The sequence below is a fragment of the Streptomyces sp. NPDC057702 genome (assembly GCF_042799315.1).
In the GTDB taxonomy this organism is placed as follows: Bacteria; Actinomycetota; Actinomycetes; order Streptomycetales; family Streptomycetaceae; genus Streptomyces.
Genome location: NZ_JBHVJC010000015.1, coordinates 162,684 through 178,457, shown reverse-complemented (window position 1 = coordinate 178,457; position 15,774 = coordinate 162,684). Strand labels below are relative to the sequence as shown.

Genomic DNA, 15,774 nt, shown 5'->3' with positions numbered 1-15,774 from the left:
ACGCGCCCCCGGGCGGCCCCCGTTCGCCGCCCGCGCCACGCGGCGCGGCGGGCCCCCGGCGCGCCGGCGCGGCAGCCGTCGCCCGTGGTCAGCGCGGTGGTCGGAGGCGTCGCCGGCCCAGGCCACCGACGCCCGGCCTCAGAGGTCGAGTACGAGCCTGTCGCCCCGCGCGCGCGAAACACAGATGAGCATCTGGTCCGCGCGCTCGGCGTCCGTCAGCAGCGCGTCGCGGTGGTCGACGTCGCCGGCCACCACGCGTTGCACACAGGTGCCGCAGAAGCCCTGCGCGCAGGAGTACGCCAGGTCGGGCAGGGCCTGTTCGCGGACGGCCGTCAGCACGCTGGTGTCCGGGCCGACGCTGACGGTGGCACCGGAGCGGCGCAACTCCACCTCGAACGCGCTCTGCGCGCCGGCGGGCCGCCCGGCCCCGCCCGGCGCGAACCGCTCCAGGTGCAGCCCGCCGCCGGGCGGGTCGGCCGCGCACAGCTCGGCGAGCGCGTCCATCAGCCCGTCCGGTCCACAGCAGTAGACCGCCGCGCCCTCGGGCGCCGTGGCCAGCGCGCCCGCCAGGTCGGGCGACCCCCGCTCGTCGGCGGGCACCAGCGTCACCCTCCCCGGCCCGCCGAGCTCCGTCACCTCGGCCACGAAGGGCATGCTGGCCAGCGAACGCCCCCCGTACAGCAGCGTCCACGGCACCCCCGCCGCCGCCACGGCGCGCAGCATCGGCAGGATGGGCGTGATCCCGATGCCGCCCGCGACGAAGACGTACGCCGGCGCCGGCACGAGCGGGAAGCGCTCGCGCGGCTCGCCGACCTCGATCTCCGTGCCCTCGCGCAGCTCCTCGTGCACCTCGCGGGAGCCGCCACGGCCGTCCTCGACCCGTCGGACGGCGACCGTGTACGCGGTGGTGTCGGCCGGATCGCCGCACAGCGAGTACTGCCGGACCGCGCCCGAGGGCAGGACGAGGTCGAGGTGGGCGCCGGGCCGCCAGGGTGGCAACGCGTCGCCGGCCAGCCGCAGGCGCACCACGCCCTCGGCCACCTCCCGCCGCTCGGTGACCACCACACGCCGCCGCGCGCCGCCGGGCCCGGCCCGGCCGCGCCCGGACACCGGGTCGGCCAGCGCGGGCAGCGGCCACAACGGTGAGCGCGCGATCCGGCGGCTCAGCGCGCACCGGACGGCCAGGGCGGCGACGCCCAGCGCCAGGGCGGTGCGGGGCCGGGGCAGCGGGACGCGGGCCACCTCAGGCACCTCCGGCGGGGCGGGCGGAGCGCGACCTGGCCTCGGCGGCGCTCGCGGCGGGCGAGCTGGCCAGGTAGGCCAGGGCCTGGGCGGTGCTGCACTCCCGCGAGGGGTGGTAGTCACGGCTCAGGTAGGCCGGTACGGAGCGCGCGATGGCGCCGGTACGCGGCAGCAGGCCCTGCCGCCCGGCGCGGACGAACTCCCGCAGGCTGGCCTTGCCGTCACACAGCGTCGGGTCGTTGGCCATGAAGAACCTGATGCCGCGTTGCCACATGAAGACCAGCGCGGTGAACGCCGTGCCCCAGGTCCGCACCCGGCGCCGGTAGCCGCCGTCCACGTGCGTGAACAGGTCGAACGCCACCGACCTGTGCTCGACCTCCTCGGCGCCGTGCCACCGCAGCAGGTCGAGCATCACCGGGTCGCAGCCCTCGCGGTCCAGCGCCTCGGCGCTCAGGATCCAGTCCCCGAGGAAGGCCGTGTAGTGCTCGATGGCCGCGATCAGCGCGACGCGCTCCAGCAGCCACCAGCGGCTCGCCCGGCCCGGCGGCAGCGTCCGGTCGCCGAGCAGCTTCTCGAAGAACCAGTCGACCTGCGCCGTGTACGGGGTCGGGTCCAGGCCGAGCTCGGCCAGGTGGGGCAGGACCTGGTCGTGCGCCTGGGAGTGCGTGGCCTCCTGGCCGATGAACCCGAGCACGTCCGCGCGCAGCCGCTCGTCGCGGATGAGCGGCAGGACCTGCTTGTAGACGTGCACGAACCAGCGCTCGCCCGCGGGCAGCAGCAGGTGCAGCACGTTGATCGTGTGTGTCGTGGACGGGTCGCCCGGCACCCAGTGCAGGGGAGTACCGGACCACTCGAACGTCACGTCGCGTGCCGTGAGCGGGGTGTACTCCGAGGCCACGGGGGCGGGCCGCGCCTTGGCCGTATTAGACATGCTGTCAATGTACTGGCGGGTAAGTGTATGCGACAGGGTGTGCGCACCAGTTTTCTCCCCGCCGTTCCGCTCCCGCCCCGGCCCGCGACAGCGGACGGGGCCGCACCGACGAACGCGGTGCGGCCCCGGGGACCGGCGGCGCGGGCCGAAGAACCGACGGGTGTGGCCCCACCGGCACGCGGCCGTGGCTCAACGCAGCGGCGTCAGCCGTTCGCCGTCGGCCAGGGTGGCGCTGAGCTCCGGGCGGGCGCCGGGCTCGACCGGCAGAGCCAGCAGCCGGCCCAGGGCCGAGCCGCTCATCGTCCCGTCCCACCGGATCGAGGCCACCGCCGGGTCACCCGCGGCCAGCACGTACCACTGGCCGGCCGGGGACTTCCACAGCACGCCGGCCAACGCGTGCGGAGCGCGCGGCCCGCACGCCGCCGAGTCCTCCGCGCGGGCGGCGGCTGTGCCTGGCGCGTCGGGGCGGCGCGCGGGCAGTTGGAGTTGGGCCAGCGTCCTGGTGCCCGTACCGCGCCAGGTCTCCGCCCTCACACACACCCAGTCGGCGCTGCCCGCGGCCTCCGGCAGCGGCTGGGTGGCGAAGCGCCAGGCGTTCACCTCGCGCACACCGGCCCCGCGCAGGGTCGACAACTGGCAGGCGGTGCGCGCGAGGTCGCGGCGCGCCCGCTCGCCCGCACCGGCCGCGCCCGCCGCCTCCGACGCGCCTCCCGTCTCCGGTGCGCTCGCGCCCGGGGGCGGCCCGTACGTCAGCCGGGCCGGGGCGAGCTCGCCCAGGTCGGTGACCAGCTGCGGGCCGAGCTGAAGGGCCGGCCAGGACGCGCAGTCCCGGGCTTCGGCGGGGCTGCGCACCGGGGCCGTGACCCCGTCCGCGCCACGCGCGAGGGGGCGCGCTCGATCCAGCGGCCTGAGCAGGTCACGCAGCCCCACCGCACGCACCCAGGGCGCCGTCAGATAGCGCACGTTCCCATCGACGCGGCCGACGACCAACGCCGTCGCCGACGCCTGGTCGGCGGCGTCCGCACGCCCCAGGTCGAGCAGCGCGCCGCCGCCGTCCCCGCTCCTGGCCTCCGCGTACCGGACCACCCGCAGCCCGTCGTGGAAGAGCACCACGGCCGCCTGGTCCACCGTGCCCGCGAACAGCAACCGGGGCGGCCCGGCCGGCGGTCCGGGCAGCGTGCCGGGCGTGGCCGAGACCCGCACCGAGCCACCGGGCCGCGCCCACACCGCCAGCGCGCGCCGCAACAGGTCCCGATCCTCCAGCCGGTCCCCACGCGCGGGCCAGGTGGCGAAGTCGGGCCGGCTGACCGTACGCCAGGCGCCCGGCTTCGCGCGGGTCAGCCTGCCCGGGTCCAGGGCCGCGTCGACGGCGGGGTTGCGGGCGTACGAGGGCGCCGCCGCGCCACTGGGGCCCCAGCCGTCACCGGGCAGCCCGAGCAGCACGCCACACACCGCCAGGGCCGCCGCCGCGGCCAGCGCGGCCCGGGTGTGCTGGCGGCGGCGCCCCAGGTCGGTGGGGCGGGCGCGCAGCGCGCACGGGTCGAACTCCGGCGAGCTCAGCAGCGGATGGTCGGCTCCGTCGGTCAGCGGGCCACGGCGGCGCTGGTCGTCGGCCTCGGCGAGCGCCGCGTCCGGATCGCTGACGCCGGCCTCCGCCAGCACCCGGCGCAACGCGTCCTGGTCCAGCCCGTCCAGGTCGCGCAGCGCGAAGGCGGCCCGGCCGGGACCGGAGAGCGCGCCCAGCGTCTGGTCCAGGGCCATCGCGTCGGACCCACCGGAGTGCGGCGCCAGCCGCAGTCCCCACACCTGGGGCAGCAGCGGCGGCAGGCCAGCCCGGGGCGGCAGCTCCCACCGCCGCCGTGGCCGGGCGGCCTCCAGCGCGGCCCGCAGCACCCGCACCCGCAGCAGCGCGTAGCCGCTGTCCTGGGCGCGCGCTCCGCGCTGGCCCGGCAGTCCGGACGCGTACGCGGCGGCCGGCGCGCCGTGGTGGGGCGCGCCGACCGGTGTCGTGGCGTCGGTGCCCGCGCCGCGCGGCAGGGCGCGCTGGGCCAGGGCGTGCGCGGTCAACACGCGCCGGGTACGGGGGAGGTCGGGTGGGAGGACGACGTAGCCGATCCGGACCAGATGCGCGTAGTGCGTCGCGAGTGCGGTTTCGGCGAGTTCCGGGTCGAGGGGGCTCGAAGGCTCGCTGGGGGGCGCTGTCGTCTGCTGTTCCACGGCCCGTAGAACGAGCGAGGCATGCGATGGTCACCTGAGCCGGGTGGACGCGGGGCCCGGCGTGCGGGCCCCGCGCCGTGGGCCTACCGCACCTGCCAGTCGCTGAGCTCGACCAGTCCGCGCGCCCCCGAGCCGCCGTGCGTGGCCGTCATGAACAGGCCCACGTCCTGGCTGGCGGCGGCGCCCGGCACGGTCACGGTGGCCACGGTGCGCCAGGTGGCCCCGTCGTCGGTGGACAGTGCCCCGGTGAAGGCGCCGGAGGGCTCGCGGGTCAGCCGCAGCAGGACCGGGGCCTGGACGCCGGCCACGCGCCGGTTGGTGTCGATGGTGCCGTCCCCGTCGGAGTCGTAGGAGAGCACCACCCCGTTGCCGGGCGTGACGGAGAGGTTGAGGAATCCGGTGGAGCGGCTGGCGGACAGGTCGTCGCGCACGATGACGCCGGCGCGCGCCCACGCCCCGGTGGCCGGCTGGCTGTCCACCCGCACGCTCACCACGCCGCCCGGCGCCAGCGACCGCGGCCGGTAGAGCGCGCCGAACTCGGCCGTGCCCTTCCACAGGTCCCGGCCGCCGCCCTCGATGGCGTACCGCTGGCCGAGCTGGCCGAAGACCGCGTCGTTGGTGCTGACCGTGCGCAGCCCCGGCTCCAGCGGTCCCGCGACGTAGAGCGCGCCGGTGCGCACGTCGGTGACCCGGTCCTCGCCGCGCGGGCCGTAGACCGTGCTCAGCTCGTAGGGCAGCGGGCGCAGCGGGTCCTTGAGCGGCGTGCTGGGCGCCCTCAGCCGCCAGTGGGCCGTGGCGTGGCCGGCGGCCGGGACGCTCGGCACCGAGGTCGGGCCCTGCGGGGTGGCGTCGGGGCCGGTGAGGCGGAAGTCGACGCGGCCGGTGGGAGCCAGGCCGTTGATGTTGTGGAAGTCCGCCGTCACCAGGGCGGTGCCGCCCGGTTCGAGGGTCTCCGGGTCGGCGCTGACCTCGATGGCGCCCTGGTAGGGGGCGCGGGCCAGCACCTCGCGGACCCGGCTCGCGGTGCGGTGCGCGTCGCGCGTGGGCCGCTGCGGGTAGCTCTTGCGCTCCCGGGTCCACGGCTCCTCGATCGCGTACCAGTCGAACGTCTTCGGCGCGCGCCCCTCGGCGAGCGCGTCCTCCAGCTCGTCGAGGTAGGCCCGCCACTGCGGCAGGTGGAAGTCACCGATCAGACCCTGCCAGTCACGGTTGCCGTAGTTGGCCAGCCGCCCCGTGTCGGCGGTCGGCCGGTCGGCCCAGGTGGTGATCAACGCCCGCGCGGAGTGCTCCAGTTGGACCTGCTCGGCCTCGCTGGAGGCCATCCGCTTGGCCTCCTCCAGCCACGGCCCGAGCAGGAACCGGCGGTGGGCGCCCGACATCTCCTCGCTCAGCTCCATCAGCCGCAGCCACAGCCGGGACAGGGCGCGGAAGGCGGTCAGGTCGCCGCGCCGGTAGGCCGACTGGAGCTGGGGCTGCAACTGCCAGGAGCGGTTGGCCAGCACCTGCCGGCCCAGGTCCGTGATGTCGTGCCGGTAGGTGTCCGAGCCGCGCAGCGCGGGGCGCACGCCGAGCAGGGCGGCGAAGGCGGTGTCGAAGACGGCCAGGTCGAAGGCGGGTTCACGGGTGGCGTAGTAGGTGCCCGAGCGCGCGCCCAGGTTGGGTCGCGCCGCGAAGATCGAGTCGTGCGGCCGGCCGTCGGCGCTGCTGATCCGGTACGCGCTCTCGCGCAGCGCGGCGAAGGCCCGCCGGGCGTGCTCGTCCCGGCCGCCGAAGCGGGCGTCGGCGTACGTCTCGAACCAGGCCGTGCGGTCCACGGCCGCCTCGCGCCAGGCCAGCTCGCTGAAGAGCTCGAAGGCCGCCGGATCGCGCTCGGCCGCCTCGGGCATGTACGCGGTGCCCACCAGGTGGCTGTCGGGCTTGTCGCGCCAGAGCGTGAACCGGTCCGCCCACATGTGGGTCTTGGCGCCGATCGTGGTGCGCCCGCCGAAGTTGGGGATGGTGCCGAAGGCGTACGGCGTGCCGCCCCAGTCCTTCTCGCGGTCGCCGATCCGCTCCAGGTCCGAGAGCCCGTCCACGATCAGCAGCCGGCTCTTGTCCACGGCGTCCAGCAGTTCCCGGCGCGGGTTCTGCTGCCAGCCGAGAATCACCCAGACGGCCTCGGGGCGGGCCGCGTCCAGCGCGCGCTGCACGGCGCGGGCCGCGTCGGCCACCGGCACGTCGCCGGCGGTGCCGCCCTCGTGCAGCAGGTCCATCTTGTAGCCGACGGCCGGGCCGAACAGCTCCTCCTGGTGGCGGTAGAACGCGGCGGCGACCCGCTCGAAGACGGGCGTACGCGGGTCCAGCCACTCCGGGCGCGGCAGCCCGTTCCAGGTGCCCTGGGTGACGGTGCGCCCGCCGGGGTTGCGCTCGGCGAAGCCGCCGGGGACGGTGCCGAAGTAGCCGGGGAAGACGGGCGACATGCCCAGCTCACGCAGTCGGTCGGCGATGCGCCGGCCCAGCGCGGTCCGCTTGGCCAGCAGCTCGGGGCTGACCGGGCCGGCGTACTCGCTCATGTTCTGCAACATCCACCAGGGCTGGTGGGAGGGGGCGGGCAGCCAGGTGCGCAGCTCGGTGTCGGAGTAGCCGAACTCCTGGAGCAGCCGGTGGTAGACCGCCTCCTGGCCCGCGGTGACCAGCACCTCGTTGCAGCCGTGCAGCGCGAGCAGGTCGATCATCCGCTCCCAGCGCTCCCAGTCGGCGTACGGGGCGGTGTACCCGTCGTGGGTGTCGTTGAAGGCGAAGCGGTGCGGCAGGGCCGTGGAACGGCTCAGGCCCTGGCCCGGGGCCGGCAGCCGCTCGGGCAGTTCGAGCTGGCTGCCCGACCAGGACAGATGGGCGTGACAGGTGTACTTGAGGTACCAGTGCACGCCGGTGAGCAGCGTCGCGGGGCTGGTGCCGGCGACCTCGACGCGGCCGGCGGAGCCGGTGACGGTGAAGCGCTCGCGCCGCGCGGGCCCGTGCCGCCGCCCGGGGCCAGGTCCGCCGTCGCGGCCCGGCCCGCCGTCCAGCCGCCGCAGGTGGAACTGGTCCGCGTGCTCGGGCAGCAGCCGGGCCAGGGCCGCGTGGGCCGGGGCGAGCGGGAACGGTTCGCCCGGGGCGGCGTCGGCCGTCAGCGGGGTGGCGCCGGCCCCGCCGCCGTGCGCGGCCAGTGCCGCGGTGACGCCGAGGGCGCCGGCGGTGCCAAGGACGGTGCGTCTGGTCAGGTCACTCACGGATGCCCCCAGGCTCGTCAGGATCGGCGGACACGTGCGAGGGCACGGTAGCCGCTGACACACCCCGGGTCGAGACGCCGCGAGGGGTGTCGTCAGCCGTGGTCCAGGTAGGCCAGAACGGCCAGAACGCGACGGTTGTCGTCGTCGGACGGGGGCAGTCCGAGCTTCCCGAAGATGTTGGAGGTGTGCTTGGCGACGGCCCGCTCGGTGACGTAGAGCTGCGCGGCGATGGCCGCGTTGGACCGACCCTGCGCCATCAGCTCCATCACCTCCTTCTCGCGGGGGGTCAGGTTGCCCATCGGCTTGTCCTGCGCGCGCCGCGTCAGGAGCTGCGAGATCACCTGCGGGTCCATCGCCGTGCCGCCGCCGGCCACGCGGCGTACCGCGTCGATGAACTGGTCGGCGTCGAAGACCCGGTCCTTGAGCAGGTAGCCGATGCCGCCGCTGCCGTCGGCGAGGAGTTCGCGCGCGTACAACTGCTCCACGTGCTGGGACAGGACCAGCACCGGCAGCCCGGGCCTGGCGCGGCGCGCGGCCAGCGCGCACTGGAGACCCTCGTCGGTGAAGGACGGCGGCAGCCGTACGTCCACCACGGCCACGTCGGGCGCCAACTCGGCCAGCGCGCGGGTGAGTTCGGGGCCGGACTCCACCGCCGCCGCGATCTCGAAGTCGTACGCCTCCAACATCCGCACCAGGCCGTCCCGGAGCAGAAAGAGGTCTTCGGCCACGACAACGCGCACGGCGTACTCCAGCACAGGGGGTGGCCGTCGGCCTTCCCGACGGCGGGTTCGCCCCGCACTCTACCCAGCGCTCCCGAGCCCGCGACCAGCACGTGGACGGCTCCGACCACGCCTTTGCGCCGCGTACTTGGCGCACGGGCGGCGGGCCGTCGGGGGCGGGGCTCAGGCGGAAGTGGGGCTCAGACGACGGCGGGGCCGGTGGCGGCGGGGCCCTCCAGCAGCGCGGCCGGCCCGCCCGCGGGCAGCCGGTCGGCCACCGGGGCCCAGAAGTCCTCCCCGGGGTCTGCCGCGACCTTCACCCGCGCACCCCTGGCCCACGTCGCGTCGAACGCCAGCCGCCACGAGTGCAGACAGGTCCGCGCGCCGCCCGCCGCGGCCTGCTTGTCGAACAGCGGATCGCCCACCAGCGGAAAGCCGATCCAGGCCAGGTGCACCCGGATCTGGTGCCGGCGCCCGGTGACCGGCGCGATGGCCAGCAGCGTGTGCCGCTCGTCGGCCCACAGCCGGGTGAAGTGCGTGATCGACGGATACGTCTTGACGTGCGTGAACACCTTCTCCTCCGGCACCCGCCAGCAGCCGTGCGCGAACGCGTCCGCCGTCTCGGGGTCCGTGGTGATGTCCTCGCGCTGCGCGCCGACCCGCACCCGGTTCTTGCGGCCCACGCTCAGCGGCATGTCGATCGTGCCGCGCGCGGGCAGCCCGCCCGGCCGGCCGTCGGAGGGCACCAGGGCCAGGTACGCCTTGTCCACGGTGCGCTTGTTGAACTGCCGGGTGACCTCGGACTGGATGCGCTGCTCCTTGGCGAACAGCACCACACCCGAGGTCACCTTGTCGATGCGATGGCACGGGATCAGCGTCTCGCCGGCCTCCTCGGCCAGCCGCACCAGGTCGCTCTCGTGCCGCTCGCCCATGACGGAGATGCCGGCGGGCTTGTTCACCACGAGGAACGCCGCGTCCTCCCGCACGATGGAACCCGCACGGTCCCGGATCTGGGTCCACTCGTTCATCTGCATCCATCTCAGGTCCACGACGCGGCCAGGCGCCAGCGCTCGGCCCATGCTCCCAAACCGCGCGGCGCGCGCGAAATCCAGCCGGCGCCCCCACCACCGGGCCGCCCGACCCCGCCCCCGTCCGTCACCCGCACCCCCGCCCGCGCCACCCGACCGCCGCGCGTACGCCATCGGCCCAGGTCAGCCGGGTCAACCGGGAGTGGCGGCGGGCGGCCGGCGGCCGGCACGAAACGGGGCGGGGCCGCCACCCACGGGCGCGGCCCCAGCCGATCGGCCCGGGGGTCATCTTTGGTCAGGCCGGGCCAGTCTCGGACACTTCGGGGCGTCCTCGGTCACACCGGGTCGTTCCCGGTCGCGCCGGTTCCCGATCAGGGGCGATGCGACGCGACGGGGTAGGGCTCGCACGGGATCTCCATGGTCACCATCGTCGGCCCGCCGACCGGACTGTTGACGGCCAGCAGCCCGTCGAAGGCGCCGAGCCGCCGCTCGATGCCGGTCAGCCCAGAGCCGGCCGAGGTGTCCACGCCGCCCCTGCCGTTGTCGGTCACCGCGATCCGCAGCGCTCCGCCCGCGTGGTGCACATCCAGCCACACCTTCTCCGCCCGCGCGTGCTTGGCCGCGTTCGTCAGCACCTCGCTGACCGCGAAGTACGCCGCCGACTCCACCGGCTCCTCGAACCGCCCCGGCAGCTCCACGTCCACCTCCACCGGCACGGCCATGCGCAGCGCCAGCGCCCGGACGGCGTCACCCAGGCCGCGCTCGGCCAGCACCGGCGGGTGGATGCCGCGCACCAGGTCCCGCAGCTCCGACAGGGCCTCGGCCGAGTTCGCCCGGGCCATGGCGAGCATCTTCTTCGCCTGCTGCGGGTCCTTCTCGATCAGCGCCTCGATGGTGCCCAGGCTCATGCCCATCGCCACCAGCCGGGCCTGCGCGCCGTCATGCAGGTCGCGCTCGATGCGGCGCAGCTCGGCGGCCGAGGTGTCCACCGCGTCGTGCCGGGTCGCGGTCAGCCGCTCCACCCGGGCGGCCAGCGCCATCTGCGGGGTGGGCGCCAGCAGCCCCCGGGCCAGCGTGAAGTGGGCGCGCTGCAACATCGGGTTGGCGAACACGCCGACCGCGATGAACACCAGGCCCAGCAGGGCCGCCAGGCTCGCCGTGAACTGCGAGGAGACCGGGATGAAGGCGTACCACTCGTTGCCGCCCGAGTGGACGATCGGCCGCCAGACGCCCGCCGCGAGCACCGAGCCGTAGACGCCGTAGGGGATGAACACGAAGGAGAACAGCGCGGTGACGAAGCCCGCCGTCATGTCCGTGAACAGCCACAGCAGGTCGCGCCAGGTCGCCGGGTCCTTCAGGAGCAGCGTGCTCCGCTCCACGACGCCGGCCACCCCGGGCCGCAGGTCGGCCGGGAAGGGACGGTAGGGGCTGGGGATGCTCACCCCGGCCCAGTCACCCGCCCACGCGCGCCGCCAGTTGGCGAAGCCGCGCACCGCGGCCACCACGTACGGGGTGGTGATCAGTCCGATGCCGAGCACGATGAAGACGATCGACAGGATGGAGAGCACGAACAGCGTGATCGAGCCCGCGAGGGTGATGAACATCAGCGCCAGCCCCTGGGCTGACACGCGCAGCGCGTTGCGGACTCTCATGTGTGCTCTCCCCGTCGTGGGCCACCTCACCCGTACTTCGGGCACTCTCCAGTCTGGCCGCCCGACCCATTGTGAGGCACTGGCGCCGGACCCCGAGTCGGGGTGTACCTAGCACCACCCCACCGACCTCGCCTTTTGCTTCGGGCGTTGGGTGCTTTGGCGGCTGGGGCGGAGGGCCGGCGATTTCTAGGTTGAGGGACGTGACGCATCCGGTCCTTACCTCAGGGGGAGAAACGCCATGAAGCAGAACCTCGCGGCCCGGCTCGGCGGGTGGAGCACCCGCCACCGCAAGACCGCGATCTTCGGCTGGCTGCTGTTCGTCGTGCTGCTCGCCGTCGTCGGCGGCGCGTCGGGCATGGTCGAGATAACCAATTCCGAGAACGGCGCGGGCGACTCGGTCAAGGCCGAGAAGATCCTGGAGGACACCGGGCTGGAGACCCCCGCCAGCGAGATGGTGATGGTGCGCAGCGCCGAGCCGGACGGCTGGCGTCGGGTGGCCGGTCAGCTCGTCGCCGACATCCGGAAGACCGGCGAGGTCGAGCGGGTCAAGGATCCGATCCGGTCCGACAGCGGGCGCGAGGGGTTGATCACCTTCGACATGAAGGGCGACGCGGACACCTCGGGCGACCGCGTGGACCCCGTCATGGACGTGGTGGACCAGGCGGCCAGGTCCCACAAGGAACTGGAGGTCTACCAGTTCGGCGAAGCCAGCTCCGCCACCTGGCTGGAGACGGTGCTCGGGGACGACATGAAGAAGGCCGAGTTCACGGCCGTTCCGCTGGCGCTGGGCATCCTGTTCGTGGTCTTCGGCGCCGTGGTCGCCGCGCTGCTGCCGGTGATCCTCGCGCTGACCGCCTGCGTCGCCACCTTCGGCGTACTGGCCCTGGTCAGCCACCAGATGCACCTGACGCCCACCATCAACTCGGTGATGTTCCTGGTCGGACTGGCCGTCGGCGTCGACTACTGCCTGTTCTACCTGCGCCGTGAGCGGGACGAGCGGGCCGCGGGCCGGGACGCGGAGAGCGCGCTGCGGATCGCCGCGGCCACCAGCGGACGCACCGTGCTGGTCTCCGGCTTCACGGTGATGGTCGCCATGGCCGGCATGTTCTTCTCCGGGCTGCTGCTGTTCAAGGGCTTCGCGGTCGCCACCATCGCCGTCGTCTTCATCGCGATGCTCGGCTCGGTGACGGTACTGCCCGCGATGCTGTCCTGGCTGGGCGACCGGGTGAACAAGGGCCGGCTGCCGTTCGCGGGCCGGGTCGCCCGGCGTCGGGCCGCCCGACCCGCCAGGACCGGCCTGGTCACACGCATGATCCGGCCCGTCGTGGCCCGGCCGAAGGTGTTCGCCGCCGTGGCCACCGTCCTGCTGGTGGTCCTGGGGGCGCCGGCGCTGGGCATGAAGACCGAGCAGCTCGGCCTGGAGAAGCAGTTCGGCAAGGACGCCGGCATCGCGGTGGCCTTCCGCGAGATCACCGACACCTTCCCCGGCGGGCCGACCCCGGCCCAGGTGGTCATGGCGGGCGACGTGGGCGCGCCCCGCTTCACCGCCGCCGTCGACGCCTTCCGCGAGCGGGCGGCCGACACCGGCGAGTTCGGCAAGGCGATCGAGGTCACCGTGCACCGGGACAAGGGCGTCGCGGAGATCGACGTACCGCTGGCCGGCAACGGCTCGGACGCCGCGTCCAAGCGGGCGCTGTCCACGCTGCGCGACGACGTGGTGCCCGCCACGCTGGCCGACGTCACCGACCGGGTGTACGTCACCGGCGACCTGGCCTCCTCGGTCGACTTCAACGACCAGCTCAAGGCGGGCATCGTGCCGGTCTTCCTGTTCATCATCGCCATGACGTTCGTCCTGATGCTGGTCTGCTTCCGCTCGGTGCCCATCGCGCTGGTGTCGATCGTGCTCAACCTGCTGTCCGTGGCCGCCGCCTACGGCGTGATGGTCGCCGTCTTCCAGCACGGCTGGGGCGCCGGACTGCTCGGTATGGAGAAGGTCGGCGCGATCGAGTCCTGGATGCCGCTGTTCGTGCTGGTCATCCTGTTCGGCCTGTCGATGGACTACCACGTGTTCGTCGTCTCCCGCATCCGGGAGGCGCACGACCGGGGCCGCTCCACCCGGGCGGCGATCGTCGAGGGCATCCAGGCCACCGCCGGTTCCATCTCCGGCGCGGCGGCGATCATGGTCGCGGTGTTCGCGGTCTTCGCGATGCTCTCCATGCAGGACATGCAGCAGATGGGCGTCGGCCTCGCGGTCGCGGTCCTGCTGGACGCCACCCTGGTCCGCATGGTGCTGCTGCCCTCGGTGATGGCACTCCTCGGCGACCGCAACTGGTACCTGCCGCGCTGGCTCGGCTGGCTGCCGCACTTCTCGCACGGCGAGGAGCCGACGGAGCCGACCACCCGCCCACTGACCCCCCAGCCCGCGACGGCCGCGACCCCCGGCCCGTACGACCAGCGCCCCGGCCACGACCCGAGCCACGCCCGGGGCCACGCCCCCGACCAGGGATACGCCACCGGCCACGGCCGCCCCTACGACGCCGGAACGCACCGCCCCTGAGCCCCGCGCCCCGCCGCCTCCCCCGTGAGGGGCCGCGCACCCGGGGCCGGTGCGAGGACCGGACCACCGGCCCCGCCCCAAGCCGCTGTCGGACACGGAACCCCGTGTCCGACAGCGGCTTCGCGCGATGGACACCCGCACCACACACGGGCGACGGAACGGGTCCGGGTCGGCCTTGCCTTGTTTGGCCTTGCCTTGCCTGGCCGAGGAAACTGACGCGCACGCCGCCCGCGCGGCGGCCAGGCCGCTCGCTGGGCCTGGGCCCGGATGTCGGTGACGCGACCGTGTCGCGTACGGCGTTCGCCCGGTCGGGACGCCGACGTCGGGCACCTGATCCCGTCGCGTGCGCCGCTCGCCGGGTCGGGGCACGGGTGTCGGGCACCTGATCGTGTCGCGTGCGCCGCTCGCCGGGTCGGCCCGGATGTCGGTGACGCGACCGTGTCGCGCGTGTCGGCCGGGGCGCGGGTGCCGCCGCGCACCGGCCGTGGTGTGGACCTGGGCCGCGGTGGTCGCGGGAGGCGGTCGCCGCCCGGTGCGGCGTCCGCGATCCGTCGCCCCAACGTGCCGCGCACGTCGGCCGCCCGTCGGACGCGGCGCGCGGGCCTGTGTGCGGGGGGTGCGGGTCGGTGACCCCGTCGCACCGGGGCCCGCCCCGGTGCGGGATCGGACCTGGGGCGCGCTCAGGCCGCGGTCGCGACGGGCTCCACCCGGCGCGCGACGGCCTGCAACATCTCCAGCCGCACCAGGCCGGCGCCGCCCGCGCGAATCGCCAGCCAGTACGCCCCGAAGATCAGCCGGGAGCGCTCGTCCGTGCAGCGCACCCGGGTCTCGATGGTCATCAGGCTGCCGTCGCCGTCGGCGACCACCCGGGCCCCGGTGACGGTCTTGGCCCAGCCGGGCTCGACGAAGTCGGCGAACGCCTCGGGGTCGCCGTCCGGGATCGGGGCCGTCTCGGGCCGCACGTGCCAGAACTTGGCGATCTTCCCGCGCACCTCGGACAACGCGCCGCGCTCCAGCAGCGGGACCGGGGCCGTCTCCGAGACCCGCCCGCTGAGCCGCAGGGTGCCCAGCGAGCGGATGCCGGTCAGCATCTGGGTGATGTGGAGTTCCTCGGCGGTCAGCTCCTGGAAAGCGCGCCAGGCCGCGCCCGGATCGGCCGCGATCCGACGGCTGTAGTGGGACCGGAAGTCGTGCTCGGGCATGAAGCGGTCGAGTTCCATACGGGCACGCTATACCGCGCCCCGCCCCACGGACGGCCGCCCGTGGGGGGTGAGTTAGCCGATGGGCGCGTACTTGTAGCCGACCCGGCGCACGGTCACGATCGCCGCCCGGTGCTCCGCGCCCAGCTTGCGGCGCAGCCGGGCGATGTGGACGTCCACGGTCCGGCCGTCGCCGACGTGTCCGTACCCCCACACCGTGGTGACGAGCTGGTCACGGGTGTGCACCCGGTGCGGGTGCGCCACCAGATGCGCCAGCAGCTCGAACTCCAGGTACGTCAGGTCCAGCGGGCGGCCACCCACCACCGCGGCCCGCTGCTCGGGGTCGATCTGGATCAGCGCGTCGCCGTGCGTGGGCGCGGACGGCGCGGCGGCCACGGGCGCGGCCCCCGGGCGCCGGTCGGCGGGCACCAGGACCAGGTAGCCGACCATCGGCGGCTGCCCGGGCAACGAGGGGAGGCTGTGCGCGGGCGCCGGCAGCCAGGTGGCGTCGGCGTGCAGGAGGTCCGCGACCGGCGGCAGTTCGTCCGGCGCCACCGCGCGTAGCCGCTGCCGAGGCGGCTGTGGCCGTGTCGCGCGCAGCGGGGCGGCGGAGGACGCGGTCGAACCGGTGGGCCCGGGGGAGAGGTGAGCGGCCGAGGAGGCGGAGGAACCCGTGGGGACCGGGGAAACGGTCGAAACGGAAGAAACGGCCGAAGGGGACAGCGAGCGTACGTTGGTCATGAGAGGTCAGCTCTTTCGCGCAGAGGGCGTCAGTGGACGTCGTGCGCGCGGGCAGGGCTGGCGGCCGGGAAGCCGGCGTCCACGGGGGACGTCAGGCGTCAGCGCAGTGAGCGGGCCCGCGCGTCAGAGCGCGCGACAACACTCACGATCGAAGTGGTGCCCCTGGCGAGAAGGCCAAAACGGCTCAAGGTCGCTGCGACCTGTCGCGATGCTGTGGAGGCTGGCCATGCCCCTATT

The 15,774-nt window shown here is 74.6% G+C and carries 10 protein-coding genes; 1 reads left to right on the top strand and 9 read right to left on the bottom strand.

Annotated elements, in window-relative coordinates; genetic code table 11:
* Positions 1–138: 138 nt before the first annotated feature.
* The 7 genes from ACFVFR_RS14195 to ACFVFR_RS14165 form a co-directional block, all read right to left on the bottom strand.
* Entirely contained in the window at positions 139–1,242 is a 1,104-nt protein-coding gene (locus ACFVFR_RS14195; RefSeq protein WP_383701012.1) for a PDR/VanB family oxidoreductase, read from the bottom strand.
* 1 nt (position 1,243) lies between these two features.
* Positions 1,244–2,173 carry a metal-dependent hydrolase gene (locus tag ACFVFR_RS14190; protein ID WP_383701009.1) on the bottom strand — a complete coding sequence of 310 codons (930 nt, stop codon included), beginning with the start codon at positions 2,171–2,173 and terminating at the stop codon, positions 1,244–1,246.
* 189 nt (positions 2,174–2,362) lie between these two features.
* On the bottom strand, positions 2,363–4,390 hold the full coding sequence (locus tag ACFVFR_RS14185) for a hypothetical protein (RefSeq protein ID WP_383701006.1): 2,028 nt from the start codon (positions 4,388–4,390) through the stop codon (positions 2,363–2,365).
* Positions 4,391–4,473: 83 nt separating this feature from the next.
* Positions 4,474–7,641: an alpha-N-acetylglucosaminidase gene (locus ACFVFR_RS14180; protein WP_383701003.1), complete on the bottom strand. Its 3,168-nt coding sequence runs from the start codon at positions 7,639–7,641 to the stop codon at positions 4,474–4,476.
* 92 nt (positions 7,642–7,733) lie between these two features.
* Positions 7,734–8,381: a LuxR C-terminal-related transcriptional regulator gene (locus ACFVFR_RS14175; RefSeq protein ID WP_383701000.1), complete on the bottom strand. Its 648-nt coding sequence runs from the start codon at positions 8,379–8,381 to the stop codon at positions 7,734–7,736.
* 179 nt (positions 8,382–8,560) lie between these two features.
* A complete protein-coding gene (locus ACFVFR_RS14170) occupies positions 8,561–9,388 on the bottom strand; it encodes an RluA family pseudouridine synthase (RefSeq protein ID WP_383700997.1) in 828 nt (275 codons plus the stop codon).
* Between the two features lie 371 nt (positions 9,389–9,759).
* Positions 9,760–11,040, bottom strand: a complete 1,281-nt coding sequence (locus ACFVFR_RS14165; protein WP_383700994.1) for a sensor histidine kinase — start codon at positions 11,038–11,040, stop codon at positions 9,760–9,762.
* A gap of 238 nt (positions 11,041–11,278) precedes the next feature.
* Between ACFVFR_RS14165 and ACFVFR_RS14160 the strand changes: the two genes are divergently transcribed.
* On the top strand, positions 11,279–13,597 hold the full coding sequence (locus ACFVFR_RS14160; RefSeq protein ID WP_383700991.1) for an MMPL family transporter: 2,319 nt from the start codon (positions 11,279–11,281) through the stop codon (positions 13,595–13,597).
* A gap of 680 nt (positions 13,598–14,277) precedes the next feature.
* Here ACFVFR_RS14160 and ACFVFR_RS14155 read toward each other — a convergent pair.
* Both ACFVFR_RS14155 and ACFVFR_RS14150 read right to left on the bottom strand, forming a co-directional pair.
* Positions 14,278–14,817, bottom strand: a complete 540-nt coding sequence (locus ACFVFR_RS14155; protein WP_383700988.1) for a hypothetical protein — start codon at positions 14,815–14,817, stop codon at positions 14,278–14,280.
* Between the two features lie 54 nt (positions 14,818–14,871).
* Complete coding sequence (locus ACFVFR_RS14150; RefSeq protein WP_383700985.1) at positions 14,872–15,537, bottom strand: winged helix-turn-helix domain-containing protein; 666 nt, start codon at positions 15,535–15,537, stop codon at positions 14,872–14,874.
* Between the last annotated feature and the right edge of the window lie 237 nt (positions 15,538–15,774).